The 25,618-nt window shown below is 72.5% G+C and carries 22 protein-coding genes and 1 pseudogene; 13 read left to right on the top strand and 10 right to left on the bottom strand.

Features of this window, described 5'->3' with window-relative positions; all coding sequences use genetic code 11:
* Positions 1-46 precede the first annotated feature (46 nt).
* The 5 genes from RBH18_RS16540 to RBH18_RS16520 all read right to left on the bottom strand — a co-directional run bounded on the left by RBH18_RS16540 (position 47) and on the right by RBH18_RS16520 (position 4,994).
* Positions 47-2,218 (bottom strand): MMPL family transporter, encoded by a 2,172-nt coding sequence (locus RBH18_RS16540; protein ID WP_306208638.1) that lies wholly within the window; start codon positions 2,216-2,218, stop codon positions 47-49.
* 11 nt (positions 2,219-2,229) lie between these two features.
* Positions 2,230-2,796 carry a TetR/AcrR family transcriptional regulator gene (locus RBH18_RS16535; RefSeq protein ID WP_306208637.1) on the bottom strand — a complete coding sequence of 189 codons (567 nt, stop codon included), beginning with the start codon at positions 2,794-2,796 and terminating at the stop codon, positions 2,230-2,232.
* An 81-nt stretch (positions 2,797-2,877) separates the two neighbouring features.
* Entirely contained in the window at positions 2,878-3,933 is a 1,056-nt protein-coding gene (locus tag RBH18_RS16530; protein WP_306208635.1) for a sensor domain-containing diguanylate cyclase, read from the bottom strand.
* Positions 3,934-4,329: 396 nt separating this feature from the next.
* Entirely contained in the window at positions 4,330-4,692 is a 363-nt protein-coding gene (locus tag RBH18_RS16525) for an STAS domain-containing protein (protein ID WP_306208633.1), read from the bottom strand.
* Positions 4,689-4,994, bottom strand: a complete 306-nt coding sequence (locus RBH18_RS16520) for an STAS domain-containing protein (protein ID WP_306208631.1) — start codon at positions 4,992-4,994, stop codon at positions 4,689-4,691. Before RBH18_RS16520 ends, RBH18_RS16525 begins: the two co-directional genes overlap by 4 nt.
* A gap of 167 nt (positions 4,995-5,161) precedes the next feature.
* On the opposite strand from RBH18_RS16520, the gene RBH18_RS16515 reads away from it, so the two are divergent.
* Genes RBH18_RS16515 through RBH18_RS16505 form a run of 3 tightly spaced genes read left to right on the top strand, consistent with a single transcriptional unit; the run spans position 5,162 to position 7,727 of the window.
* Positions 5,162-5,839 carry a response regulator transcription factor gene (locus RBH18_RS16515; RefSeq protein ID WP_305783593.1) on the top strand — a complete coding sequence of 226 codons (678 nt, stop codon included), beginning with the start codon at positions 5,162-5,164 and terminating at the stop codon, positions 5,837-5,839.
* Entirely contained in the window at positions 5,836-7,188 is a 1,353-nt protein-coding gene (locus RBH18_RS16510; protein ID WP_306208627.1) for a sensor histidine kinase, read from the top strand. The genes RBH18_RS16515 and RBH18_RS16510 overlap by 4 nt, the downstream gene beginning before the upstream one ends.
* Positions 7,176-7,727: a GerMN domain-containing protein gene (locus RBH18_RS16505; protein WP_372338923.1), complete on the top strand. Its 552-nt coding sequence runs from the start codon at positions 7,176-7,178 to the stop codon at positions 7,725-7,727. Before RBH18_RS16510 ends, RBH18_RS16505 begins: the two co-directional genes overlap by 13 nt.
* A gap of 40 nt (positions 7,728-7,767) precedes the next feature.
* On the opposite strand, the gene RBH18_RS16500 is transcribed toward RBH18_RS16505, so the two are convergent.
* Positions 7,768-8,508, bottom strand: a complete 741-nt coding sequence (locus tag RBH18_RS16500; protein ID WP_306208623.1) for an alpha/beta fold hydrolase — start codon at positions 8,506-8,508, stop codon at positions 7,768-7,770.
* A gap of 384 nt (positions 8,509-8,892) precedes the next feature.
* On the opposite strand from RBH18_RS16500, the gene RBH18_RS16495 reads away from it, so the two are divergent.
* The 5 genes from RBH18_RS16495 (at position 8,893) to RBH18_RS16475 (ending at position 15,362) form a co-directional block, all read left to right on the top strand.
* A complete protein-coding gene (locus RBH18_RS16495) occupies positions 8,893-11,535 on the top strand; it encodes a hypothetical protein (RefSeq protein WP_306208621.1) in 2,643 nt (880 codons plus the stop codon).
* A 138-nt stretch (positions 11,536-11,673) separates the two neighbouring features.
* The gene (locus RBH18_RS16490) at positions 11,674-12,594 is read left to right on the top strand and encodes a hypothetical protein (protein WP_306208619.1); all 921 of its coding nucleotides are present in this window, start codon (positions 11,674-11,676) and stop codon (positions 12,592-12,594) included.
* A 46-nt stretch (positions 12,595-12,640) separates the two neighbouring features.
* Entirely contained in the window at positions 12,641-13,021 is a 381-nt protein-coding gene (locus RBH18_RS16485) for a hypothetical protein (RefSeq protein WP_306208617.1), read from the top strand.
* A 38-nt stretch (positions 13,022-13,059) separates the two neighbouring features.
* Positions 13,060-14,325 carry a hypothetical protein gene (locus RBH18_RS16480; protein WP_306208614.1) on the top strand — a complete coding sequence of 422 codons (1,266 nt, stop codon included), beginning with the start codon at positions 13,060-13,062 and terminating at the stop codon, positions 14,323-14,325.
* A gap of 221 nt (positions 14,326-14,546) precedes the next feature.
* Positions 14,547-15,362, top strand: coding sequence for a SemiSWEET transporter (locus RBH18_RS16475; protein ID WP_306208612.1), 816 nt, complete (start codon positions 14,547-14,549; stop codon positions 15,360-15,362).
* Positions 15,363-15,414: 52 nt separating this feature from the next.
* Here the strand turns inward: RBH18_RS16475 and RBH18_RS16470 are convergent, their stop codons facing one another.
* Positions 15,415-16,170: an HAD family hydrolase gene (locus RBH18_RS16470; protein ID WP_306208610.1), complete on the bottom strand. Its 756-nt coding sequence runs from the start codon at positions 16,168-16,170 to the stop codon at positions 15,415-15,417.
* Positions 16,167-17,126: a hypothetical protein gene (locus RBH18_RS16465; protein WP_306208608.1), complete on the bottom strand. Its 960-nt coding sequence runs from the start codon at positions 17,124-17,126 to the stop codon at positions 16,167-16,169. The genes RBH18_RS16470 and RBH18_RS16465 overlap by 4 nt, the downstream gene beginning before the upstream one ends.
* 141 nt (positions 17,127-17,267) lie before the next feature.
* Between RBH18_RS16465 and RBH18_RS16460 the strand changes: the two genes are divergently transcribed.
* The 4 genes from RBH18_RS16460 (at position 17,268) to RBH18_RS16445 (ending at position 23,304) form a co-directional block, all read left to right on the top strand.
* Positions 17,268-18,383: a sugar ABC transporter substrate-binding protein gene (locus RBH18_RS16460; protein ID WP_306208607.1), complete on the top strand. Its 1,116-nt coding sequence runs from the start codon at positions 17,268-17,270 to the stop codon at positions 18,381-18,383.
* Positions 18,384-18,534: 151 nt separating this feature from the next.
* Positions 18,535-20,907: a transglycosylase domain-containing protein gene (locus RBH18_RS16455; RefSeq protein ID WP_306208605.1), complete on the top strand. Its 2,373-nt coding sequence runs from the start codon at positions 18,535-18,537 to the stop codon at positions 20,905-20,907.
* Positions 20,908-20,926: 19 nt separating this feature from the next.
* Positions 20,927-21,928, top strand: a complete 1,002-nt coding sequence (locus tag RBH18_RS16450; RefSeq protein ID WP_306208604.1) for a phosphoglycerate dehydrogenase — start codon at positions 20,927-20,929, stop codon at positions 21,926-21,928.
* A gap of 197 nt (positions 21,929-22,125) precedes the next feature.
* A complete protein-coding gene (locus tag RBH18_RS16445) occupies positions 22,126-23,304 on the top strand; it encodes an amidohydrolase family protein (RefSeq protein WP_306208602.1) in 1,179 nt (392 codons plus the stop codon).
* Positions 23,305-23,312: 8 nt separating this feature from the next.
* Here the strand turns inward: RBH18_RS16445 and RBH18_RS16440 are convergent, their stop codons facing one another.
* Positions 23,313-24,287 (bottom strand): aldo/keto reductase, encoded by a 975-nt coding sequence (locus RBH18_RS16440; protein ID WP_306208600.1) that lies wholly within the window; start codon positions 24,285-24,287, stop codon positions 23,313-23,315.
* Between the two features lie 122 nt (positions 24,288-24,409).
* Here RBH18_RS16440 and RBH18_RS16435 point away from each other — a divergent pair, with 122 nt between their 5' ends.
* Positions 24,410-25,342, top strand: a complete 933-nt coding sequence (locus RBH18_RS16435) for an AraC family transcriptional regulator (protein WP_306208598.1) — start codon at positions 24,410-24,412, stop codon at positions 25,340-25,342.
* A 12-nt stretch (positions 25,343-25,354) separates the two neighbouring features.
* On the opposite strand, the pseudogene RBH18_RS16430 reads toward RBH18_RS16435, so the two are convergent.
* A pseudogene (locus RBH18_RS16430) lies at positions 25,355-25,618 on the bottom strand (hypothetical protein); the annotation flags it as partial.

Below are 25,618 nucleotides of genomic sequence, written 5' to 3'. Positions count from 1 at the left end.
CCGGCCGCACTCCGCAGTGGAGTGTGGCCGGTCGTCACAGCGCCGGTCAGTGGGCGGCGGGCTGCGGGGTGAGGGGCGGCTCGGGCTCGGGAACCTTGCGCTCCAGGGCCGTGCCCTCCACGTCGAGCACGGGCAGCCAGCTCAGCCACCGCGGCAGCCACCAGGCGGCGCGGCCCAGCAGGCCCAGGGCCGCCGGGACGGCGATCATGCGGACGATCAGGGCGTCGAAGAGGATGCCGAGGGCCAGGGCGAAGGCGATCGGCTTGATCGTGTCGTTGCCCTCCGGGACGAAGCCGGCGAAGACCGAGAACATGATGGTGGCCGCGGCGACGACGACCGGGGCGGCCTGGCGGAAGCCGGTCACGATGGCGTCGCGGGGGGCGGCGCCGTGGGCGTGGGCCTCGTGCATGCGGGAGACCAGGAAGACCTGGTAGTCCATGGCGAGGCCGAAGAGGATGCCGATGACGATGATCGGCGAGAGGCTGAGCAGCGGGCCGGTGGTCTCGGCGTTGACGATCTGCTGCAGCCAGCCCCACTGGAAGACGGCGGTGGTGGCGCCCAGGGCGGAGCCGATGGTGAGCAGGAAGCCGAGGACGCCGACGACCGGGACCAGGATCGAGCGGAACACCAGGATCAGCAGCACCAGGGCGAGCCCGACGACCAGGACGAGGTAGCGGGGCAGGGCGTCCTCGAGCTTCTGGGACACGTCGACGCTGACCGCGGTCTGGCCGGTGACGTAGACGCCGTCCTGGCCCTCGAAGCTGTCGCGCATCGCGTGGACGAGGTCCACGGTGGAGGCGCTGTCCGGCTCGGAGGCGGGGATGACGGTGATGAGGGCGGCGTTGCCGGCCTGGTTCGGGGTGGGCGGGGCGACCAGGGCGACGTCGTCGAGGCCCTGGACCTGCTGGGCGAGGGCCGTGGCGCGCTCGGGGGCGCCGTCGACGAGCACGAGCAGCGGGCCGCTGAAGCCGGGGCCGAAGTGCTGGGCGATCAGCTCCTGGGCCTTGGCCTGGGTGCTGCCCTCGGCGGGCGGCTGGATGAGCGAGGTGCGCATGGAGAAGAACGGGATCGACACGACGGCGAGGACGGCGACGGCCAGCAGCAGGCTCACCACGCGATGGCGGGTGACGGCGGCGGCCCATCCCTTGTAGAAGCCGCGCCCGTCGGAGGCGGGGACGGGGGCGGCGGCCGTGCGCAGCTTGCGGGGCAGGGCGCGCCGGCCGATGAAGCCCAGGACCGCCGGGACCAGCGTGATGGCGATCAGCACGGCGACGACGATCGTGCAGGCGGCGGCGATGCCCATCTCGGTGAGGAACGGGACCCCGGCGACGGCGAGACCGGCGAGCGCGATGACGACGGTGATGCCGGCGGTGACGACGGCCGAGCCCGCGGTGCCGACGGCGAGGGCGGCGGCGTCCTGCGGCGTACGCCCGTGCAGCAGCTCCTGCCGGTGCCGCGTCACGATGAACAGGGCGTAGTCGATGCCGACGGCGAGGCCGAGCATGACGGCGAGGATGGGGGTCGTCGACTGCAGGTCCACGAAGCCGGTCAGCGTGGTGATGCCGAGGGCGCCGATGCCCACGCCCACGACGGCGGTGAGCAGGTTCATGCCGGCGGTGACCAGGGACCCGTACGTGAGGGCCAGCACGAGCAGCGCGACGACCACGCCGATGGCCTCGGCCGGGCCGCCGATGTCCGCCGCGTTCTCCTGGCTGGCCTCGCCGGTGATCTCGACGGTCAGGCCCGAGCCCCCGGCGGCGGCGACCGTGTCGAGCAGCTGCGCACGCTCGGCGTCGGTGATCTCGGTGGCCACCACCGGGTACGTCACCGTGCTGTACGCGGCGGTCTGGTCCTGTGACACCGCCGGCGCCTGCGGGTCCAGCGGGTTCGAGGCGCTCGCGACGCCGGGCAGCTTGCCGAGCTGCGCGACGAGGGCGGCGACCTTGCCGGCGTTGGCCTGGTCGGTGATCTTGGTGCCGTCGGGGGCGGCCATGACGACCTGGGCGGTCGCGCCGTTGGCGCCGTCGCCGAAGCGCTCGTCGATCAGGTGCAGGGCGGTCGTCGACTCCTGGCCCGGGATGCTGAAGGTGCTGACCGTCTTGCCGGACAGGAAGACGGCGCCCGCCACGGTGGCGAGCAGCACCACGAGCCAGACGGCCGTGACGAGCAACCGGTGCCGGAACGCGCCCAGGCCCAGTCGGTGCAGGAAGGTGGCCACGAGAGGTCCTTTCAGGTCGCCGGGCGCGGGTGCCCGAGCGCGTCGAAGGCGGCCGCGACGAGGTGCTCGCGCACCTCGCCGGCGGGAAGGTCACGGCAGGCGAGGGCGGCGACGGCGAGCGCGCCGAGGGCCCCCACGACCCGCACGCCGCGAGCGACGTCGGGGAAGGTGTCGGGCACGGCGAAGGCCGCCAGCAGCACCGCGCCGACCTCGTCGAGCAGGGGCGAGTCGCCGTGCTCGGCGGCCCGGCTGAACGAGTTGAGCACCACGGCGATCATGCCGGGGTGGCGCAGGGCGACGTCGGCGAGCGCGGTGAGCACCGCGCGGTCGCGGGCGGGGCCGGGCGGCAGGTCGCCGGGGCGGGCGGCGACCTCGCGCAGCAGCGCGGTGCAGCGCTCGGCGACCGCCGCCCAGAGCGCTTCCTTGCTGGGGAAGCGGTGCAGCAGCCCGGTCTTGGAATAGCCCGCCGCGTCGGCGATGCGCTGCACGGAGGTTTCACGGAACCCGTGCCGGGCAAACAGGGCGGCGGCATGGTCGACGATCTCGTCGTCGATCTCCTGCCGGGTCGGGCGGGGCATAGGGACCAAGGTAGTCCGTCAGGGACCAATCTGGTCCGGGAACCGGCGTAACGGTCCTCACAAAAGACGAGGGAACTTCTTTTACAGGTACGAGCCGGAGCGGCGCTTCTGCGCGTACATGGCGTGGTCGGCCTCGGCGGTCAGGACGGCCACGTCGGCTCCCGGCTCGCCCAGCGCCCAGCCCACGCTCGCGCCCACCTGATAGGCCCCGGCGGCTCCGGCGATCGGCTCGGCGAGCGCCGAACGCAGCCGTTCGGCGGTGCGGGAGAGCGGTGCCGCCAGGGCGGGCCCGGTCAGCACGGCCACGAACTCGTCGCCGCCGGTGCGCGCGATGACGTCCGCGTCGGGCAACTCACGGCGCAGCCGGTCCGCCACGGCCACCAGCACCTCGTCGCCGGCCTCGTGCCCGTACGCATCGTTGATCTTCTTGAAGCCGTCCAGGTCCACCACCAGGACACCCACCCGCTGGCCACGCCGCCCGGGCGGCGTGGCCGCCTCGGAGCGCGTGCGCAGCAGCGCGCGGTTGGCCAGGCCGGTGAGCGAGTCGTGGGTCGCGGCGTACTGCGCCTCGGCCTGGCTGCGCTCGAGGGCCGAGTGCAGCCGCGCGTGCTGGATGGCGATGGCCGCGTGCTCGGCGAAGAGCGCCAGGATCTCCTGCTGCTCCGGGCCCGGGCGGCGCAGCCCCGCGGGCAGGTCGACGCTGAGCACCCCGAGCCACTCCCCCGACGGCGCGTACAGCGGCGCGAAGAGGCAGTCCTCCGGATGCCACATGTCCGGGTCCTCGCTCGGCTCGATGTCCGGCGTCCAGACATACAGATTCTCCGGTACGCCGACCCGGTGGTCCACGAAATAGAGCGAGCCCCAGCGCTCGGAGCGGCGGAACAACTCGCGCCAGTTCTCCGCGGAGCCGCGGCTGCCCAGCAGCTCCTTGCGCAGGTCGTCGCTGCCGGCCACGGCGACGGTGAGATAGTCGCCGTTGGGCTCCGCCAGGTTGACCGCGGCCAGGCCGAAGCCCGCGACCTCGACGATGCCGGCGGCCACGGCGTCGAGGGTGGCGGTGAGGTCGAGGCTCGCGTGCACGCGCTTGGTGACCGCGTGCAACGTCCGCAACGCCTGCAGGTGGGAATCCGTGCCCACTACCGCGGCTCCCTCCGCCGGCTGACCCACTGATCGACTGACCGTAGTGCATCACCTCACGGGTTGTGCCACTCCCCGATCGGCGCGCCCCGCGCCGAAGTGAGCATTTCTCTGCTTCCCGTGCGCCGCGCCCCTGCGCCAGGAACGCACGTGGCTGCCGGGCGGGCCCGGACAGGCGAGAGAGGCCCGGCGGCCGGCGGCCGCGACAGGCCGACAGAAGTCCGCCGGACACCGTGCCAACCTACCGTCACGCAACTGTCACCCGCCCGGCGGCGCACCGCCATCTGCGGCACCGACCATGGGTGCGGGCGGTGCTCCGCCAAGCGCCGCCCCGGCCGTGCGCGCGGGTGTCCGGTTCGGACACCCGCCCGCATCTCCCGGCCCGGCGCGCGCGGCTCAGGCCGTGGCGACCGCCGACGTGCGCAGCCAGTCGAGGGCCTCGGCGCAGTCGTCGAAGAGCGGGAAGAGCCCGTCGACGTGCATCGTGTGCAGCACGGTGATGACGAAGCGCGACGCGCCGGCGAGACAGACGACGCCCTCGTGACGGCGGGCGGCGCGGTGGGCGCGCACCAGCACGCCGAGGGCCGTGGTGTCCACGGTGGGCACCCCGGCGAGGTCCACCACCAGCCGGGGATGCCGCTCGGCCGCGCGGGTCAGCACCGCGCGCAGCTCGCCCGTGACCGCCGCGTCGAGGGACGCGCGCACGCGCACCACGGCGGCCTCGGGGTGTTCCTCCAGCTCGACCAGGGCCGGGGTCATCGGGTCTCCTCCACCTCGAGGACATGGTCGACGCGGGCCAGGCCCAGCACCCGGCGGACCCGGTCCACCGGGGCGCGCAGCAGCAGCCGGCCGTCCGCGCGCAGCATCTGCCGGTGCACGCTGAGCAGCACCCCGATGCCGGCGGCGTCGATGCGCGGGCTGCGGCGCAGGTCCACCACGAGCCGCGCCGGGCGCAGCGCCGCGGCGGCGTCCAGCCGGGCCCGCCAGCGGTCGACGGCCGGGCCGTCGAACGCCTCGGTGACCACGACGGTCGTCTCCCGCACCGGATGTTCCGCTCGCACGACAGCCAGATTCGCCCGGCGGTGTGGCAGAGATCTCGCATCCATATGACGGTTCCGTGACAAGTCCCGGACGTGCCGCCGAGGAGCCGTGTGACGGTTCCGTGACAAGTGTCCGGTTCGCGCGCCGGAATTAGGCGGCAGCGGCGCGGCGCGGCGACACTGGGCTCATGTCAGCCGTACTGGTGATCGAGGACGACGACCGGATCCGTCTGTCCCTGGTGCTCGCGCTGGAGGACGAGGGCTATGCGGCCACGGGGGCCCCGACCGCCGAGGAGGGCCTCGCGGCGCAGCGGCGCAGCCCCGCCGACACCGTGCTGGTCGACCTCATGCTGCCGGGCATCGACGGCTTCGAGTGCATCCGGCAGCTGCGCCGCTCCGACGACGTCCCCATCGTGGTGATCAGCGCCCGCGACGACACCCACGACATCGTGGCGGCGCTGGAGGCCGGCGCCGACGACTATCTCGTCAAGCCCGTGGCGGTCAAGGAGCTGACGGCCCGGCTGCGGGCGCTGCGCCGGCGCGCCCGGGTGGCCCTGGCCGCCGAGGTGCCGGTCCTGGCCTTCGGTGACCTGGAGATCTCCCCCGAGGCCGGCGAGGTGCGGCTGCGCGGGGAGCCGGTGGCCGTCACGCGCACGGAGTTCCAGCTGCTGTGCGAGCTGGCCGAGCATCCCGGCCGGGTGCTGTCACGCCAGCAGCTGCTGCAGCGGGTGTGGGGCTACGACGGCGGCGACGAGCGCCTGGTCGACGTGCACGTGGGCCGGCTGCGGCAGAAGATCGAGGACGGCGCCGGCGCCCCGCGACGGCTGGTGACCGTCCGCGGCCTGGGCTACAAGCTGCAACGATGAGGCGGGCGGGCCTGCGCGTCCGGGTCGTCGCCGGGTTCGCCGCCGGCGCGCTGGCCCTGAGCGCGACGATGGCGCTGGTCTCGTTCCAGGTGGTGCGGCAGTCGCTGCTCGACGAGCGGGAGCGCACGGCGGTCCGGGCCGCGTACTACGACGCCTCGGTGGTGCGCGCCGGGCTCGGCACGTCCCGCAACCCCGACGTGGTGGCGGTGCTGCGCACGCTCGACACCGGCGAGAACAGGCGCGCCCTGCTGCAGCGCGGCAACGAGTGGTACGCGCGCCAGGCCGACACGGGCGCCGCGGTGGCCGTACCGCAGGAGTTGCAGCGCCGCGCCGCCGAGGGCGTGCCCTCGGTGCAGCGGGTCCGCGCGGACGGCACGGCGACGCTGGTGGTGGCCGTGCCGCTGGCCGAGTCGGTGGTGTTCTACGAGGTCGACTCGTTGCAGGAGCTCGAGCACACGCTGGGCGTGCTCACCGTGGTGCTGACCCTGGTGGCGGTGAGCACGGCCGCGCTCGGGGCGCTGCTGGGCTGGTACGCGAGCCGCTACGTCCTGCGACCCCTGCGCCGCGTCGCCGACGCCGCCGAGGAGATCGCCGGGGGCGCCTGGAAGTACCGGCTGGACCCGGCCGCCGAGCCCGACCTGAGCCGGCTCACCACGTCGTTCAACCACATGGTCGACGAGGTGTCCGCCCGCCTGGACCGCGACCGCCGCTTCGCCGCCGACGTCAGCCACGAACTGCGCTCGCCGTTGCAGACGCTGGCCGCCGCGGTCAGCGTGCTCGAGCGCCGCCGCGACCGGCTCGACGACCGGACAGCCACCGCCGCGGGCCTGGTCAGCGCCGAGGTGGCCCGCTTCCAGCAGCTCGTCAACGACCTGCTGGAGCTCTCCCGCGGCGACCGGCCGGCCGAGCGGGTGCCGGTGGACCTGCCGGAGCTGGCGGGACAGGTGTGCCGCGAGCGGGGCGTGGACCCGGCGATCGTCGACGCGGAACCCGGCCCGCCGTGGTGCGTCGACCGCCGGCTCGTCGGGCAGCTGCTCGGCAACCTGCTGGACAACGCGCGGGCGTACGGCGGGGGCGCGGTGGCCGTGCGGCTGCGCCTCGCCGACGGGTCCGGCAGCATCGAGGTCGACGACGAGGGTCCCGGCGTGAGCCCCGAGGACAAGCCGGTCATCTTCGACCGGTTCGTGCGCGGCCGCTCGGCCGGGGCGCGGGCCGACACCGCGGGCACCGGGCTGGGTCTCGCGCTCGTCGCCCAGCACGCGGCCGCCCACGGCGGCACGGCCACGGTGACGGACCGGCCGGGCGGCGGCGCGCGTTTCCGCGTCGACCTGCCAGGATGTACGCCGTGAGGCGCCGCTGTCTCGGAACCCTGGCCCTGGCGCTCGCGGCCGGCGGCTGCGGGGTGCCCCTGGACGCCGAGCCGCGCCCGATCGAGACGCCGGGGCGCATCGACGCCTCCGGCAACCCGGTGCCCAACGGGGCCGGGTCGGTGGCGCTGCGGCTCTACTTCGTGCGCGACGGCCGGCTGGTGCGGGTGCCGCGGCGGGTCCCGGCGCCGCTGGCCCCGCGCCAGCAGCTCGACGCGCTGCTCGCCGGGCCGACCGCCGAGGAGAGCGCCGACGGCCTGACCAGCGCCCTGACCACGATGACGGTCACCGGCATGACGCTGATCGACCGGCGGGCCACGATCATGCTCGCGGGCGGCCAGCCGCCGCGCAGCGACGAGGTGCTCGCCTTCGGCCAGATCGTGTGCACGCTGACCAGCCAGACCGAGGTGGGCACGGTGTCCTTCACGGCGGAGGCCCAGCCGCTGGTCGTTCCCCGCGCCGACGGCTCCCTGTCGGACACCCCGCTGACCGTCGCCGACTACAGCGGCCTGCTCGACTGAGCCGCGCTGCCCGGCGGCGGTCTCCGCCCGGGCGCAGCCGCTACAGCAGGTCGATGAGCAGCTCGGACACCTCGCCGGGGCGTTCCATGGCGGGCAGGTGCCCGGCCCAGTCCAGCTCCAGATGCCGCCCCGCGGGCAGCCGCGCCGCCAGGTCCACGGCGATGCGCCGGAAGTCGGGCAGATCGTAGGCCCCCGACACCAGCAGCGCGGGCGCGGTGATCGCGGCAAGATCCACCGGCACGCGTACGGGCGCCACCTCGGGCCCCGCCAGCTGCACCTCGAACGCGTGCCGCTGCATCTCGCGCAGCTTGTCGCGCACCGCCTCGGTCGCCTCCGGCCCGAGCCACGTCCGCACGTTGAGCTCCGTGGCGGCGGCCACGTCCCCCGCCTCGAGCAGCACGTCCTCCTCCGCCCCGAAGGCCCTGAGCTCCGGGCCGGGCTCGAAGCCGGCCGTCGCCGTGCACAGCAGCACGAGCTGCCCGACCCGCCGCGGCCACCGCGCCGCCACCTCCAGCGCGACCTTTCCCCCGCCCGAGGACCCGACGACCGCCACGGTGTCCACTCCGAGCTCGTCGAGCAGGCCGAGCACGTCGGCGGCGTCGCTCCACGGCTCCACCGGCGCGGGCGTCTCCCCGTACCCCCGCAGGTCGCACCGGATCACCCGGCGCCCGGCGGCCGCCAGCGCGGGCACCTGCGCATCCCACATCCGGCGATCGGCGGCCGTGGAGTGCAGCAGCAGGACGGGTGGCCCGTCCCCGGTCACATCGTGCGCGAGAGTCATCCGGCCATCGTGGTGCAACCGGGCCTTCCTGTCGCCCCCATTCCGCGCCGCCGCAGGATGATCGCCGGCCCGCGCTGAAGAACTGTCGGATCCCGGCGCCGCCGAAATCCGACTGCGGATGGTCCGGCAACGCGTCTCGCACGCATTTATCGCGACAAAGAACTCGACCGGATTCCAGCGCCGCGGCGGCACCCTTTTTATGATCTGTGGCCACCGTTACGCTCGGCTCGTCGGGCCACAAGAATCACCGGGACCGCCATTCGCTCCGGGCCGGCACCGCACACGCCGCGAAGCCCGGCCCGCCCTCCCCGGCGGAACAGATCGGTGCCATTTGCCCCGGCGTTGCGCGTCCGTCCCGAGCCTATCAAGAACACGGAGGAGAGCATGGCCGAGCCGACCAGGGCCAGACAAGCGATCGTCGGCCTCATCTACCAGAAGGTGAATGATCTGCTGGGGGCGGGCAACCAGCTGTTCTCCCTGCAGTTTCCCGCCCAGCCCCTCAACCATCGCCAGTTCCGGTACGACACTGCCGACCGCACCAGCGTGCTGACCCGGCCCTACACCGTCGCCGAGGCCGAGTTCCGGCTGTCCGATCAGCTGTTCGATGTCTTTCCCGTCACCCAGGGCGGCACCGGCGAAAGGCTTTCGGCGGTCTACACGACACTGATCAACAATTATGTGCCGAGTCTCAAGCCTTTCGCCGCCTATTTCCGGGACCGCGCGGGACTGAGCCGATTTCTCCGCCAGCGGGCGCCGGACGCGAACGGCGACGGCAAGTCACGCATCGACTGGTGCCGCGCGCTGCTCGACCAGTATCTGCAGGCCAAGATGGACTGGGACGACGACAAGCGCCGCACCTTCGACGAGATCCGCGCGGTCAGCGAGGAAGCGGACATGGGGGTGAGCCTCGACGACTACGCCAAGTGGCTCAGCACCGTGGGCCTGGTGCGCGAAGAGGGGCTGAACAGCCTCTTCAACGATGCCGTCGTCAAGGGCCACCTGCACGAGGTGCTGACGATCCTGGGCTATCTGAACGTCTCCTCGATCGCCGAGGAGCTGGAGATCGCCAAGCAGCGCATGCGCCACTCCGGCCGGCTGTCGCTCGACGAGTCCATGCTCGTCTATCCGGTGCAGTTCCAGCCGAGCAATTGGTTCGAGGGCCTCACCCCCAACCTCTCACCGGTCGACCTCACCATGGCACACGAGACGATCCGCGATCAGTTGCGCGCGAAACGACGGGCCTTGTCGCGGGCGGAGTCCGAGCTGCGCGTGCTCGAACTGCTGTCGAGCAGCAAGGAGGAGATCAAGCAGCTGGAGGCCCGGATCGAAGCGGGGAAGGCGGCACTCGGCGAGGCCGAGGGCGACCTGGTCTCGGCCTACGGTCAGGCCCTGGTGACCGCGGCCAAGATCTATCTGACCACGCTGTCGCCCGACGGCAACCTGCTGAAGCTGGTCGAACGGGAGAACAAGGGCACGCAGTCCGTCGCCGATCCCGGAAAACCGGGAACGCAGCACCAGATCGAACAGATCATCGACCCCGCGCAGGAGACCGACCGGCAGGCCCTGGCCATGGCCGTGAACGGCCTGGGCCTCTCCGACGTGCTGGAGGGCGTGGACCCCGATCGGCTCCTCGGCGATCTGAGCACCGTGGTCAACGAGATCTACACCACCTACCGGTCGCAGAAGGACGTCCTGGAGAAGGCCGAGGAGTGGACCTACCTCAAGTCCCAGCTGGCGCGCGCGCAGTCGCACGACGTGCGCTTCCAGCGGCTCAATCTGGGGCAGCGCATCGAGGAACTGCACGCCGACATCGCCGACCTGGGCCAGCTGCTGGCCGGCGTCTACCGGGAGAAGCTGAACCCCAAGGGCATCGTGTCGGTGACGCAGGACGACGAGGACGCCAAGAAGTGGACGGTCACCCTGCCCGGCTCGCCCACGGACGGCACTTTCACCCTCACCGTGCGCGACAGGACGACGGCCGGGATCAATCACGATGCGACCGTCGCGTCGGTGCAGGACGCGCTGGACGCCGCTCTGGTCGGGGTGCGGGTGGCGCGGACCAGTGTGACGGTGGCGGTCACCGGCGCGGACGGCGGACCGTGGGAGCTGCTGTTCAGCCATGACGTCGGCACGATAGAGGGCGACGGTGCCCGGTTGGACGTGTCCGAAGCAGCCGCGGAGCTGCCCGTCATCCCGCGCACGGGGCAGGTGACCGAGGCGGACGGCATGTTCATGGACGTCATCATCAAGAGCACGGAGCTCGAGGAAAGCTCGAAGCTCGTCGATCAGTCGTCGGCGACGTCGTTCGGCTGGAACGTCAACGGCTGGTGGTGGTCCGCGGGCGGGCAGCACAGCCGGTCGCAGGCCGCCACGGATGCGGAGAGCGCCTTCTTCGACCAGGACATCGAGATCGGCTTCCGCGTCGCCAAGGTCACCTTCGATCGGGGCGGCTGGTTCAACGCGCAGCTCTTCAAGATGTCCCATGCCTTCTACCGGCTGGCCGATCTGCGGGCCGCGCCGGACGTTCAGCTGACCAAGGATCAGGTCCTCGCCGCCGCCGGCCGCGAGCAGCCCACGGACGAGGTGGCCAAGCTCCTGCGGGACAGCACCGGCAACAGCTGCATCCTGCCGGCCTACCCGGTGGGCATGGTGATCGCCAAGGACATCACCATCAAGATCAAGCAGGATGCCTCCCGGAGCAGGGCCACGCGCCAGGTGCTGGCGAACTCCACCACGGCGGGCGGCGGATTCCTGGGCTTCTCGTGCAACTATTCGGCGGCCAGCTCCAGCCTGACCGACGCCACCTTCCACGGGCAGCAGGGCGACCACTTCTACATCCGCATCCCCGGACCGCAGATCCTCGGCTACTACCTGCAGTTCGTGTCCCCGGACAAGGCGCAGCCCTACGAGCGCATCTACGACGAGACCAGCACCGAGGTGGAGCGGGCACTGGCCGCCTACGACCTGCCGGTCCCCTTGCCACAGACCGCGAGCAGCCCCGGCTCGGCAGTCGAGGCCGGCGAATAGCCGGATCAGCTTTCCGTTGCGCACCGCACGGCCGGCGCGACTCGTTCCGGGAAGGCATGCGGCCTTCCCGGAATGCCGGCCGCCGACGCGCGAGGGAGCGACACACACTTTCCTGCGGACAGCAAGGAGAGAACAACCATGCCATACCAGTTCACGGCGGCTCAGCAGGCGAACTTCGCCGCGGCTGCGCAGGGCCACTGGCTTCCCTTCACGAACGCGCTCACCACGCAGTCGTTTCCCGTGACCCACCAGGGTGTCAACTACACCATCTATCGGCCCGCCGGCGAGAGCGCCGTGCATTTCGCCGCCAAGAAGGCACGACTGGAGGAAGCGATCACCCGGCTGCAACAGGCCGGCCTCATGTTCGTGAATGCCGATGTCCACAGATTCCAGGTGGTCTGCTACACGGCCGGCCTGTCGCGGGGGGTGGTGTGCCTCGAAGCGGGCGCCGCGCTGCCCACCGTGGTGCTGATGCTGGGGAGGCGCATCTGTCAACACGTGACGACGCAATTCTTGCCACCGCCGCCCACGGCAGGAGGAATCTCCGGCAGTGGTGGGCGCAACCTCTCCGATCGCTTCTACGACTATTACCGGCGTACCCAGCACAGCGAGGAAGCCAAGTGCGGGCTGGCCCAGGTGCTCCACGAATTCGGCCACGTCTTTCACCAGCTGCTGCGGCCCAACGACTACTTCCTCGACGCCGCGGTGGCCCTCAAGGCCGCGCATCCCCTGACCACCGAGGAGGCCCGAGTGCGGGACATGCTCCTGCCCGGCACCCAGGCGCAGGGGCTCGCCCACGTCAGCCAGTACGCCGGCACCGACGCGGCGAGCATTGTCGAATACGTGGCGGAAGTCTTCGCCGGCCTGATGATGGGCATCCAATGGAACGCCGTCGACCCCACGTTCGGTGTCTACAACACCTATCTGAATCTCGGCGGCCCCGTGATCCCGAATCCCGTGGCACCGATCTCGCGTCTCAACGACTTCATCGGTCAGCAATGCCATTGCCCCGGCCACGGGCAGGGCATAGTGACGGACGCCGCGAAGATCAATTGGTAGCCCGGGCGCCAGGGCCGCCGGACGCGCCGGGTTCCCGGGAGGATCGGTGCATCGCGAGTACGAGGTCGAGGTCGAGCGGGTGTTCCGCGCGCGGCAGGGGCTGTCCTCGCCCGTGCGGGCGGCGGCCGGCCTGCCGTCGGTGAGCGAGATCGAGGTCGTGCTGCGCGCGGGCGTGGGGTTCGGGGAGGGGCAGCTCACCGAGCGGGGCTGGTTCGTCGACACCGACGCCCTCGCCGCGCGGCTGGACGAGTGGGTGCGGCTGCTGAGCGGGCAGCCGTGGCCGGCGCTGTTCGCGTTCCGGCCGACGTTCGAGCTGGTGGCGCGGGAGATCTTCGGACGGCTGGCGCCGCACGTGCCGCAGCTGGCGTACGTGGAGCTGGCCGACCGCACGTTCGGCTCGCGCACGCGGTACCGGCCCGGGATATAGTCACTGGCGTCGATGGTGTCGGCGGAGGTGGGTGCCGCGTGCGTGGGTTCGCGATCAGTCTCGTCACGGCGCTCACGGCGGGCGTGGTGACAATGCCAGGTGCGGCCGTGGCGAGTCCGGCGGCGTGCTTCGACCGGGCGGCCCCCGTCACGTACGAGGAGGGGCGCATCGAGCCCGGTGTGCCCTACGAGCTGGTCGAGGCGGGCGGGCTGGGCGCGTACCCGGAGGTGTTGCGCACGTCTCTGTGCCGGGCGCCGTCGGTCGCCGCCGCCGGGCGGGTGCTCGCCGCGCAGGGCGCGCTGCTGTGGCGCACCGCGGTCGCGCGGGCGCAGGGCAGGATCGCGATCGGGACGATCGACCGCTACGACGACCGGCCGCTCTACTGGACGCGGCTGCTCGGCACGCGCGACATCCGCCAGTGGGCGCCACGCTTCGCGGTCGGTGCCGGCGAGCGGGCCGCCCTCATCAAGGCCTACGAGTACGCCGCCCGCGGCATCACCTCGACCACGTTCGGCCCCGGGGTGCGGCGGGTGCTGGTCAGCGGCTTCGACCCGTACCAGCTGAACGGGGAGATCCGGCGCTCGAACCCGTCCGGCGCGTCGGCGCTGCAGCTCGACGGGCTGACCTACCGTGACGGCGCCCGGACCGTGCGCGTGCAGTCGGTCGTGCTGCCGGTCACGTGGAGCGGCTTCGACGCCGGCATCGTGGAGGACGCGTTCGGCCCGCACCTGGTCCGCGGCGCCCGCGAGCGCGCCGACCTGATCATGACCGTCAGCCAGGGCAACCGTGGCGTCATGAACATCGAGCAATGGGCGGGCGCGTGGCGCGGCGGCAACGCCGACAACAACAACGAGGGCGAGCCGGAGGTGATCCCGCCCGCGCCGCGCTGGCCGCAGCCCACGCCGACTCCGGAGTTCATCGAGACCACGCTGCCGTACCAGGCGATGATCGGCGCCGGCACGGGACCGTGGCCGGTGGCGCTCAACCCGCGGGTCTGCGAGTGGGCCGCCGGCACCCGCCCGGCCGGCCCGGTGACCTGCACCGACGACGGTCCTTCCCCGGGGGCGCAGGCGCAGTCCGGCGGCGGCGGGAACTACCTGTCGAACGAGAGCATGTACCGCTCGAACCGGCTGCGGCGCGAGCTCGGTGCCACCGACGTGCCCGGCGGGCACCTGCACATCTCCGCGCTGGTCTACCCGGCCGACCCGGCGGTGGTGATCGACGACGCGTTCGCCGCGGACCGGGCGGCCACGATCGAGCAGACCGTCGCCCTGGTCCGGGCCGCCGGGGCTGCCGCCGGTTAGTCCCGCGGTTCTCGTCGGGTGCAACCCGGGTGTCATTACCCAGCGTGCCCGCTGACTCCCGTTTCGGCCGATCCCACGCGGACTTGGTTGCCGAACGGTGGTAACCCTCCGTGTTTCCTCTCACCAGTTGATCTTGTCAGGTGCGTCCCTGCCCGGGCGAAGGGTCAGGTGGCCGCGAGAAATCGCCGGCCGCCTCCACGACCCTCGACCGGAAACGGATCATGCACCCCATCGCTCTGCTCGGCTGGTTCGGCGCCGCCCTGTCCATCGCTCTCCCCTGGCCCCAGGTCTGGCGCTCCTGCGTCCGGGGCCGCACCACGGGCCTGTCGGTGGCGGCCTGCTGGATGGGCGTGGCGATGCCCGCGGCATGGGTCACGTACGGGCTGCTGATCGGCGAGACGGTGCAGGTCGTGACCAACGTCGTCACCGGCTCGGCGAGCCTGGGCGTGCTCACGGCCGTACTGATCAAGAACCGCGAGGGGCGCACGGCCCGCACCATGATCCGCAGCGCCGCCGGCGCGGCCGGCATCGTCGCCACCACCCTGATCAGCGCGGGCGTCGCCGCCCTGACCAGCGTCACCGGCACGCAGGCCGCCGCCGTCCTCGGCTCGGTCCTCGCCGTCGCCTCGCTGATCTCGGCCGTTCCGCAGCCGCTGTCGCTGCTGCGCGACCGCACCCAGGACATGAGCGGGCTGTCGCCGCTGCGCTGGCGCCTGGCCGCCGCGGCCTGCGGCTCCTGGATGACCTACGGCCTGTTCACCGGCCAGCCCGCCGTGTGGGCCTCGGCCATGGTGGGCCTGACCAGCGCCCTCATCGTCTGCACGGTCCTGGCCGGCGCCCAGCGCACCGCCCGCGCCGCCGAGCGCACCGCCCGCGCCGCCTCCCGGCCCGCCGTGGCGCGTCCCGCCGCCGTCCGGCCCACCGTGGCCCGCGCCGCGGCCGTCCGGCCCGTCGTGGCCCGCGCCGCGGCCGTCCGGCCCGTCGTGGCCCGCGCCGCCGTGCCGGCCCGCGGTGTCGCCCGGGTCGCCCACGCCTGACAGCCGCTGCCCCGCCTCACCCGGTCCGCCGCCGATCGCTCGGCCCGCCGCCTCACCCGGTCCGGAACCGCTTCACCCAGGCGGCCACCCCGTCCTCGGCGTTCGAGCCGATCACGGCGGTGGCCGCCGCCCGCACGTCCGGCACGGCGTTCGCCACGGCCAGCGCCACCTCCGCGAGAGCGAACATCGGCAGGTCGTTACGGTTGTCCCCGAAACACACCAGCGACCGGGCACCGCACCCGGCGGCCAGCGCTCCGACTGCCGTGGCCTTGGTCGCGTCCAGGGCGGTCAGCTCCAGCCACCACTCCCCCGGGGTGTACGCGTCCTCGCTGAGCACGTGATGGCACCGCGCCCCGGCCACCGGCAGCTCGGCGAGCACCTGCTCCAGGCTGTCCCGCGGACCGATGAGACTCACGTAGAAGACCTGGCCGGGGTCGACATCGGTCCACTGCCGCACCGGCAGCAGACGGGGATCCCCGCGGCGCGCCGCCACGAAGGACTCGACTCCCGGCGTCATGCGCGTCGGCACCCAGCAGACCCGGTCCCGCCCGGCGCGCACCGTGAAGATCAGCGGCAGGACGCCGGCGGAGTGGTAGGAGCGCGCGGTCGCGTACGTGAACCAGCCGCCGGCGGCGATGTACTCGTTGAGCGTCTCGATCGTGCCGGCGCTGAGTGTGCCGTCCGGGCGCAGCAAGGTGCCGTCGAGATCCGAGACGAGCAGGACCGGGGCGCTCAGGCGGGGCGCGATGTCGCCGGGGTGCACGGGACGGATGCCGGGACTGCCTTTCTCGCCGGGGATGCCGGTCACGCGGGGTGCTCGGCGGGGCGGACCTGGATGCGGATCTCGGCCGGGGCGCCGGCCGCGTCGGTGGCGAGCTCGACCGGCAGGATGCCGTCGTCGGCCGTGGTCATGGCCACGAGCATGGTCGCGCCGCCGACGTCGAGGGTGGCCGCCTCGACCGGGGAGGCGCGGACCCGGGCCATGAGTTCCCACTGGTGCGAGTGCGGCCGCAGGTCGACGGCGAAGCGGCGGTCCGGATGGTGCCGCGCGTAGTCCTCAAGGTCCAGCGCGCGGCTGACCGCCTGGTCGAAGGGCAGGTCGAGCCAGCCCTGGCCGCCCTCGCGCGACAGGGGTGCGGCGTCCGGGGCGGCCTCCCCGCCGTCCGGGCCGCGGACCACGAGGTCGGCGCGGCCGTCGAGGGGGTCGTCGTGGACCCAGGCGCCGAGGGCGTCCGCGTCGGCGAGGGCGATCCGGGAGTTGTCCACGCCGACGCCCCCGTGCGGACGGCGGGCGACCGGCGTATGGTCACTCAGAGTGATGACGATGTCGTGCCACCCGTACTCGGCGGGGGTGGCGCTGACCCGCAGCGGCCGATCGGGCGGCACCCCGCCGACGGGGACGACCGGCACGCCCATCAGCGGGAACTCCGGGTCGCCGGCCTCGATGGCCCGGCGCACACGGTCGCGGTGCGGGATCTGGCGCGGGTGCGCGGTCAGGGCGGCGTCCAGCCCCCGCTCGGCGCAGTGCCGGCGGAACATGGCGGCGAAGCCGGTGGCCCAGTGCGCCGGGACGTCGTACAGCGCGAGACCGGGCCCGCGGTCGAAGGTGCGGACCGCCGGGACCGCGTCGGGGCCGTGCACCTCGAAGTCCACCGCCGTGCCGCCCGCCCGGTCGCCGGACCACAGCCCGAGGTACCCGCCGTCGAGGAGCACGAGCGCGCCGGACGGGCAGGTGATCTCGCCGAGCAGCACCTCGTCCGCCATGACCGCTGAGCATAGACAACGAATGTTGTTGATCTTGCCGGGCGAATCGCAACACTTCCGTCACGACGACGATCCCCCGGATCTTTCGCAACCCGGCACTGGTAGCCTTGCCCGCGCTTCAGCCCCCCTCGAGGAGATCACGTGCGCCGCAAACTGGTGAGCCTCGCCGCTGCCGGACTGCTCATCATGAGCACCGTCGCGGCATGTAGCGATGACGACGACGCCGGCGGCACAGCCGCCGTGAAGCAGCGTGGCGGTGACGGCACCGGCATGGTCGGCGTCATCCTGCCCGACACGGAGTCCAGCCAGCGCTGGGGCAGCGACGACCCGCGCCTGCTCGAGGCCGCGTTCAAGGCCCAGGACGTCCCCGTGACGATCAAGAACGCGAACGGCAGCGCCGACGAGTTCAAGAGCCTGGCCGACAAGATGATCAACGACGGCGCCACCGTGCTCATCATCGCCAGCCTCGACCCCGAGAGCGGCAAGTACGCGATCGACCGCGCCCACGAGGCCGGCGTCAAGGTCATCGACTACGACCGGCTGACGCTCAACGGCAACGCCGACTACTACGTCAGCTTCAACAACAGGCTGGTCGGCCAGATGCAGGGCGAGGGCCTGATCCGCTGCCTGACCGCCAAGGGCATCAAGAGCCCCCGGGTGGCGTACATCAACGGCTCGCCCACCGACAACAACGCGACCCAGTTCAAGGAGGGTTACGACGCCGTCCTGTCGAAGAAGTTCGACGACGGCACGTACCTCAAGGGTCCGGACCAGTCCGTGGACGCCTGGAAGCCGGAGCTGGCCAAGGCGATCTTCACCGAGATGTACAACCAGTACCCGGACGACAACATCAACGGCGTGCTCTCGGCCAACGACGGCATGGCCGGCGCGGTCATCGACGTCCTGCGCTCGCGCGGGCGCAACGGCAAGGTCCCGGTGACCGGCCAGGACGCCTCGGTGGAGGGCCTGCAGAACATCCTCGCGGGCGACCAGTGCATGACGGTCTACAAGCCGATCAAGAAGGAGGCCGACGCGGCCGCCAAGCTCGCGATCGGCATCTTCAAGGGCGACCAGGTCAAGGCCGACGACCAGACCAAGGACGTCGAGTCGGGCGCCTACGTGGCCTCGGTGCTGCTGGACCCGATCCGCATCTTCAAGAAGGACATCAACAAGGTCATCGCGGACGGCTTCGCCAAGAAGGAGGAGGTCTGCGCGGGCGGCTTCGCCAAGTACTGCCCGGCGGCCGGCATCAAGTAGGCGGCACGCACCTTCCGACACCCCGTCCGGCCGGCGCCGGGCGGGGTGTCGCGCGTCCGGGCGGCAGCACGCCGCGCCGGCGGCGATCGAGAGGGTTGCGCGGGGGCGTTATCGTCCGCCGCGAACCCCCTATCCGATTCCCGAGGACCCCATGCGTCTCCCCTCCCGCAAATTTCTCGTCAGCGCCTCGCTGCTGGTGCTCTGCGGCCTGCTCAGCGGCGTCATCCTGGCCGCGGCCGCCTTCCCGGCCGCGGCGCTGTCCGGGCTGGCCGCCAAGGCCGGCAACGAGTCGTTCGAGGAGCTGCCCAGCGAGCTCAAGGCCGCGAGCGCCCCGCAGTACAGCCGGCTGCTCGCCGCGGACGGCAAGACCGAGATCACCAAGTTCTACGACGAGTTCCGCCGGGAGGTCTCGGCCAAGGACGTGCCGAAGGTGATGCTCGACGCGATCGTCGCCGCCGAGGACCACAACTTCTACAAGCACCACGGGGTGGACCTCAAGGGCGTCGTGCGGGCCGCCGTGAGCAACAGCGGCGGCAACGACCAGCAGGGCGCCTCGACGCTGACGATGCAGTACGTGCGCATGACGCTGACCTACTCGTCGACGACGTGGCAGGGGGTCGTGGACGCCACGGCGAAGACCAACAAGCGCAAGATCAACGAGATCAAGTACGCCATGGAGCTCGAGAAGCGGATGAGCAAGCAGGACATCCTCGTCGGCTATCTCAACACCGCCCCCTTCGGCAACGGCGCGTACGGCGTGTACGCGGCCAGCCAGATCTACTTCGGCAAGCAGCCCAAGCAGCTCACCGTCGCCGAGGCCGCCCAGCTCGCCGGCATCGTGCGGGGCACCTCCTACTACGACCCCACGACCGCCAAGGGCGCCAAGCTGCTGAAGGACCGCCGCGACTGGGTCGTCAAGAACATGCGCGAGCTCGACATGATCACCGACGCCCAGCAGGCCGAGGCGGTCAAGGTCAAGGTCAGCACGAAGGTCAAGCAGGCCGGCAACGGCTGCACCGCCGTGCGGACCAACTCGTGGGGCTTCTTCTGCGACTTCTTCGTCCGCTGGTGGAACGAGCAGAAGGCGTTCGGCAAGACCACGTACGACCGGCAGCAGGCCCTCAAGGGCGGCGGCTACACGATCGTCTCGTCGATGGACGTCAAGGCCACGGCCGCCGCGCGCGCCAACATCGCGGGCAAGCTGAGCACCTCGCGGGCGGACGCGCTCGTGGTGGCCGCGGTCGAGCCGCGTACCGGCAAGGTGAAGGCGCTGGCCACCAACCGCAAGTACAAGCTCGACGACGGCACCAACAAGCCCTCCCCCGACCCGGCGAAGAAGGCCGCCGGCGCGCGCGGCAGCTTCCCGAACACCACCAACCCGCTGATCACCGGCGGCGGGGACATCGTCGGCTACCAGGCCGGCTCGGTGTTCAAGATGTTCACCATGGTCGCGGCGCTGGAGAAGGGCTACCCGCTGGCGTACCCGATCAACACGGAGTACCGCTACAAGTCGCCCACCTACCTCGACAGCGGCGCCCCGGCCGAGTGCGGCGGGCACTACTGCCCGGTCAACGCGGGCAAGTCGGAGAAGGGCCCGTACAACATGTGGACGGGCTTCGGCAGCTCGGTCAACACGTACTTCGTGCCGCTGGAGGAGCAGGTCGGCGCGGACAAGGTCGTCAACGTCGCGCAGCGCTTCGGCGTCAAGTTCCGCGCCCCCGACGATCAGGAGCGGGCCACCAAGTACGCCAAGGAGTGGGGCGCCTTCACGCTGGGCGTGTCCGCCTCGACGCCGCTGGACATCGCCAACGCGTACGCGACGCTGGCCGCCGACGGCATGTACTGCAGCCCGATCCCGGTGCAGTCGATCACCAGCCTGGACGGCAAGAAGGTCGCCGCCGGCAAGCCGCAGTGCAAGCGGGCGACCTCCGCGGACGTGGCCCGCGCCGCCATCGACGCCGCGCGGTGCCCGGTGGGCGACCAGGCGCAGCTGGGCTCGTGCGGCGGGCACACCACGGCGAGCGGGGCCCGGGGCGGGGTCGGCTACCCGATCTTCGGCAAGACCGGCACCACCGACGGGGACAAGACCGCGTCGCTGGTGCTGAGCACCGCGCAGATGGCGGTGGCCGGCTACCTGGTCAACCCGGACTATCCGAACCACCCGTACCGGATGGATCACGACGTGGTGAACCCGGTGGTGATCGACACCCTGCACGACATCATGAAGGGCAAGAAGCGCACCCAGTTCAAGACCCCGGGCGACGACGAGATCGCCAAGGGCGAGCAGGTGTCCATCCCGGGCGTCAAGTGCGTGAGCGTCGACGAGGCGACCAGCCGCCTCGAGGACGCCGGCTTCAGCGCCACGACCGCCGGCACCCCCGTGCCCTCGGACTGCCCCGCCGGTCAGGCCGCCGGCACGGTTCCCTCCGGCACGACCATCAAGGGCGGCTTCGTCTCGATCCAGGTCAGCGCGGGCCCGGCGTCGGCGCCGTCCGCTCCCCCGTCGGGACCGCCCGGGCGCTGACCTGACTAGGGTGCGGGGCATGAAGCTGCTCCTGCCCGACAGCATCGACCTCGACCTCGGCCCCGGCCTGCCCGCCGGGGTCGAGGCGGTCACGTACGCGGTCGCCCGTCCCGTGCCCGCCGGGCACACCGACGCCGAAGCCCTGGTCGTGTGGGGCAACCCGGCCGACCAGCTCGCCGACGCCGCGCGCCGGCTGCCGCGGCTGCGCTGGGTGCAGACGCTGGCCGCGGGGCCGGACGCCGTGCTGGCGGCCGGCTTCGCCCCCAAGGTCGTGATCACCGGCGGCACCGGCCTGCACGACGTGACGGTCGCCGAGCACACCCTGGCCCTGGTCCTGGCCGCCGCCCGGCGCCTGCCCCAGCTGACCCGGGCCCAGATCGGCCACCGGTGGGCGGGCGAATGGGGCGGCCTGCAGCCGGTCCACGAGCCGGACAGCTTCCGTACGCTGCGCGGCGCCGAAGTGGTGATCTGGGGCTTCGGCGGCATCGCGGCCACCCTCGCCCCGCACCTGACCGCCCTCGGCGCCCGCGTGACCGGCGTCGCCCGCGCCGCCGGCGAGCGCCACGGCCACCCGGTGGTGACCGCCGCCGACCTGGTCCGGGTCCTGCCCCGCGCCGACGTCCTGATCATGATCCTGCCCGCCACCCCGGACACCCGGCACGCCCTGGACGCCCGGGTCCTCGCGCTCCTCCCGCCCCACGCCTGGCTGATCAACGTGGGCCGCGGCTCGACCGTCGACGAGTCCGCCCTGCTGGCCGCCCTGCGCGAGCGCCGCCTGGCCGGCGCGGCCCTCGACGTCGTCGCCACCGAGCCGCTGCCGCCGGACTCCCCGCTCTGGGACGAGCCGAACGTGCTCATCACCCCGCACGCCGCCGGCGGCCGCCCGATCGGCGCCGCCGACCGCATCGCCACCAACCTGGCCGCCCTCCTGGCCGGCAAGCCGCTGACCCACGTCGTCGCCGAGCCGCCCTCCGGCGATGCCGGCCCCACCGCCGGAAACGAGGGCGGCCTGAGGGCCTGACAGATCCGGTCCGACCGGGCGCCGGCGTGAAGCGCGACTCCCCGAACCGGCACCGCGAATCGCAAGCGGCGGCATCGCAGGTCATGTGGGAGGTTGATCGCCGCCGGGACCGCGTCGGAGATCGTCGTCCTCTTCGGAGCGTGGTGGCGGCGAAGCGGTTCTGGGGCCGGGGCTTGATGGGGGCGTAGGTTCGGGCGATGAGCGCAACGCTGTATCGCGAGGCTGCCCTCGCCGACGGTCGTTCGGAGCGGTTGCAGGTGCCGGTCAGTGTGCTGGTCGAGGGCGACCGGGTCACGCGGATCCGGCCGTTCGGGGAGGAGGGCGAGCTGCCGCCGGGCTGCCGGGTCGTCGAGGCGGGCGGGACGACGATCGTGCCCGGGCTGGTGGATGGGCACCACCATGTGACGCTGCCGGGCGGGTCGCACTGGATCGCCGACGGGGAGCGGCCCACCGAGTGGTTGCTGGAGGCGGCCGAGCACAACGGGGAGCTGCTGCATCGGGCCGGGGTGCGGTGGATCCGGGATGTCGGGGCGGTGCGGCGCTTCGACGGGGAGCGGGAGCGGGCGCTGAGCCTGGTGGTGCGGGAGCGGTGGCGGGGGCGGCGGGACCGGCCGGTCATCCGGGCGGCGGGGACCTGGCTGACGGCGGGCAAGACACTGCCGCCGGGGCTGGCGGTCGAGGCCGGCGACGCTGATGCGCTGCTCGCCGCGGCGCTCGGGCAGCTGGACGACGGCACCGATCTGGTGAAGCTCTATCTGGACGGGCCGGACAAGGACACCGCGCCGTGGTCGCCGGCCGAGGTGCGGCGGGTGGTGGACGCGGTGCACGGGCGGGGTGCCACGGTGACGGCGCATGCCACGGGGCTGGCCAACACCGCGGCGGCCGCGGCGGGCGGGGTGGACTGCATCGAGCACGGGTTCGAGCTGGACGCGGAGATCGCCGCCACGATGGCCGCGCAGGGGACGGGGCTGGTGACCACGATGGCCGTACTCAAGTCGTGGTTGAGCTTCGGCACGACCACCACGCTGGAGCGTTTCACGGGCGAGGCGAACCGCACGCGCATCCGGGACCGCCTGGAGCGGGCCAAGGAAAGCGCCCGGCTCGCGCACGCGGCGGGGGTGCACATCGTCGGCGGTACGGACGCCGGGGGCGGCTCGGTGCGCGCCAACCACCTGCCCTGGGAGGTCGAGACGCTGGTCGAGGCGGGCCTGCCGCCGTGGGAGGCGCTGGGCTGCGTGACCTGGCGCGGCGGCGAGCTGCTCGGCGAGCCGGACGCCGGGGTGCTGCGCGAGGGCGGCCCGGCCGACTTCTTCCTGGTGCACGGCGACCCGACCGTCGACCCCGGCGCCCTGTGGCGCGTCTGGCGCGTGGCCTGACGGCGCCGCTACGGCTGGGTCACCCGGTTCCTCTCCGCCCGCTCGAACGCCGTCCACAGGCCGTGCGGGTAGCCCAGCTGCGGCGCGCTCACCTCGTCCAGCCACGCGAGCTGACGCGCCGGAATGTCGAGCTCGGCGGCCGCGAGGTTCGACTCGAGCTGAGCCACGTTCCGCGGCCCGATGATGGGGATGACGCCCTTCGTCATCGACCACCGGACGGCGACCCGGTCCGGGGTCGTGCCGAGGTCGCCGGCGACGCTCTCGACGGCGTCCAGGATCGCGGCCTTGGCGGGGTCGTCCTCGTTGTGCAGGAACCGGCTGATCGAGCTCTGGGCGCGGCCCGTCCCGCCCCGCCGGTACTTGCCCGTGAGCAGACCGCCGCCGAGCGGGGTGAACCCGAGGACGCCCAGGCCGAAGGCCTCCGCCATCGGCCGCAGCTCCCGGTCGGCGCTGCGCTCGACGAGGCTGTACTCGGACTGGATCGCCACGGGAGGGGCCCAGCCCTGCTGCCGCGCGACGGTGACTCCGGTCGCCACCCGCCAGGCGGGGAAGTTACACAGGCCGGCGTACAGGATCTTGCCGGCGCGGGTCAGGTCGTCGAAGGCGCGCAGGATCTCCTCGACGGGGGTGGACTCGTCGGCCACGTGGGCCCAGAACACGTCGACCCGGTCGGTGCCCAGTCGGCGCAGGCTCCGCTCGAGGGACTGGATCATCGCCTTGCGGCTGTTCCCGGTCACTTGCAGCCCGCTGGCCGCCGTGGACCCCATCGTGTATTTGGTCGAGAGAACGATGTCCTCGCGGTCCGGGGCGATGATGTCCTTGAGGTACTTCTCGGCGTCGCCCGCCTGATAGTTGGAAGCGGTGTCGATGAAGTTCCCGCCCGCCTCCCGATAGGCGTCGTACATCGCCCGGGCCTCGGGCGCCTCCGCTCCGTGCCCCCACCCCGTGCCGAAGTTGCCTGTCCCGAGCGACAGTTCCGACACTCGCAGCCCTGACCGTCCGAGAAACCGGTAGCGCATCTTCTTCTGACTCCTCGTGAATGGTTCCCGGCAGCTGTCGCCGCCGTCTCTCCATCGTCACCGCCGCCGTTCGTATACTCCATAACGTGGAGTCCAGCAGTCTTTACCGATCGTCCGACGCCGGGATCGCCTTGGACGCCCAGGACCCGATCCGTGACGTGCTGGCGCTGGCGCGGCCCCGGACCGTCGCTCCTGTCCCGCTCCGCGCGACCGCGCCGTGGGGAGTCCGGTTCTCCCCGTTCCCGCACATCAAGCTCGGCGTGGTCGTGGAGGGCGAGTGCTGGCTGTGCATCGACGGGCGGGACCCCCTGCTGCTGAGCACCGGCGACTTCTATCTGCTCGGCAATCCCCCGCCCTACGGCCTCGGGAGCTCGGTCGAGGCGGCCCGGGCACCCGGCCCGGACGGGCCGGCGAACGGCGCCGTGACCTACACGTGCACCGTCGACTTCGCCTTCCAGGATGCCGACGCGTCGGCGCTCTTCTCGGTGCTCCCCCCGGTCGTGCTGGTCCGGGCGGGCGACACCGGCGAGAAGGTGCTCTGGAACGTCGCGACCATCCTCGTGCACGAGATGGAGACGCACCACGTGGGCCGATCCCTCGTCCTCGAACACCTGGCCCACATCCTGCTCGTCCAGATGCTCAGGTCGCATGCCGCCTCGGCCCATGACCCCCTGGGCTGGCTCGCATCGGTCGCCGAGGACGGGATCGGGGCGGCGCTGCGGGCCGTGCACGCCGAGCCGCACCGTCGCTGGACGCTCGAGGAGCTCGCCCGCATCGCGATGATGTCGAGGTCGACCTTCGCGGCCACGTTCAGGAGCAGGGTGGGACGGCCCCCGCTCGACTACCTCATCGAGTGGCGGATGCAGCTGGCGCGGGCCGCCCTGCGCACCGGGGACTCCCTCGCCGCCGTGGCAGCGGCCGTCGGATACCAGTCGGAAAGCGCGTTCAGCACGGCCTTCCGGCGCGTCGTCGGCATGCCACCCCGGGAGTTCCGCCAGGCCGGCCGCCTGCGATCCTGACGGCCGGAACGCTCAGATGCCGAAGAAGGACTGGACCACCGCGGCCGTACTGATGTCCTGATTGGTCTTGCCCAGCATGCCCGGCGCCCTGGCCGGTCCCGGAATCGTGTGCCCGCCGCCGTGCACGGTGTAGAGCGTGACCGGCGGGTGGCCGTCCTGCCGGTAGTCGGTGCGCTCGATCGAGGTGGGCCCCGAGGCGGGCAGCGTCGTGGCGACCGGCGGCGCGGTGATGCCGTTGCGCGCCGCGAAGTAGTCCGCCGTCGCCGGCCCGGACAG

Source organism: Actinoplanes oryzae, assembly GCF_030757795.1.
Taxonomy (GTDB): domain Bacteria; phylum Actinomycetota; class Actinomycetes; order Mycobacteriales; family Micromonosporaceae; genus Actinoplanes.
This window is presented reverse-complemented; position numbering and strand designations above follow the sequence as displayed.

Excerpts from the sequence above, each read along its gene's own strand:
- RBH18_RS16535 (WP_306208637.1), bottom strand. The coding sequence starts at position 2,796 with ATGCCCCGCCCGACCCGGCAGGAGATCGACGACGAGATCGTCGACCAT.
- RBH18_RS16525 (WP_306208633.1), bottom strand. The coding sequence starts at position 4,692 with ATGACCCCGGCCCTGGTCGAGCTGGAGGAACACCCCGAGGCCGCCGTG.
- RBH18_RS16515 (WP_305783593.1), top strand. The coding sequence starts at position 5,162 with ATGTCAGCCGTACTGGTGATCGAGGACGACGACCGGATCCGTCTGTCC.
- RBH18_RS16510 (WP_306208627.1), top strand. The coding sequence starts at position 5,836 with ATGAGGCGGGCGGGCCTGCGCGTCCGGGTCGTCGCCGGGTTCGCCGCC.
- RBH18_RS16505 (WP_372338923.1), top strand. The coding sequence starts at position 7,176 with ATGTACGCCGTGAGGCGCCGCTGTCTCGGAACCCTGGCCCTGGCGCTC.
- RBH18_RS16500 (WP_306208623.1), bottom strand. The coding sequence starts at position 8,508 with ATGACTCTCGCGCACGATGTGACCGGGGACGGGCCACCCGTCCTGCTG.
- RBH18_RS16495 (WP_306208621.1), top strand. The coding sequence starts at position 8,893 with ATGGCCGAGCCGACCAGGGCCAGACAAGCGATCGTCGGCCTCATCTAC.
- RBH18_RS16490 (WP_306208619.1), top strand. The coding sequence starts at position 11,674 with ATGCCATACCAGTTCACGGCGGCTCAGCAGGCGAACTTCGCCGCGGCT.
- RBH18_RS16475 (WP_306208612.1), top strand. The coding sequence starts at position 14,547 with ATGCACCCCATCGCTCTGCTCGGCTGGTTCGGCGCCGCCCTGTCCATC.
- RBH18_RS16465 (WP_306208608.1), bottom strand. The coding sequence starts at position 17,126 with ATGGCGGACGAGGTGCTGCTCGGCGAGATCACCTGCCCGTCCGGCGCG.
- RBH18_RS16455 (WP_306208605.1), top strand. The coding sequence starts at position 18,535 with ATGCGTCTCCCCTCCCGCAAATTTCTCGTCAGCGCCTCGCTGCTGGTG.
- RBH18_RS16450 (WP_306208604.1), top strand. The coding sequence starts at position 20,927 with ATGAAGCTGCTCCTGCCCGACAGCATCGACCTCGACCTCGGCCCCGGC.
- RBH18_RS16445 (WP_306208602.1), top strand. The coding sequence starts at position 22,126 with ATGAGCGCAACGCTGTATCGCGAGGCTGCCCTCGCCGACGGTCGTTCG.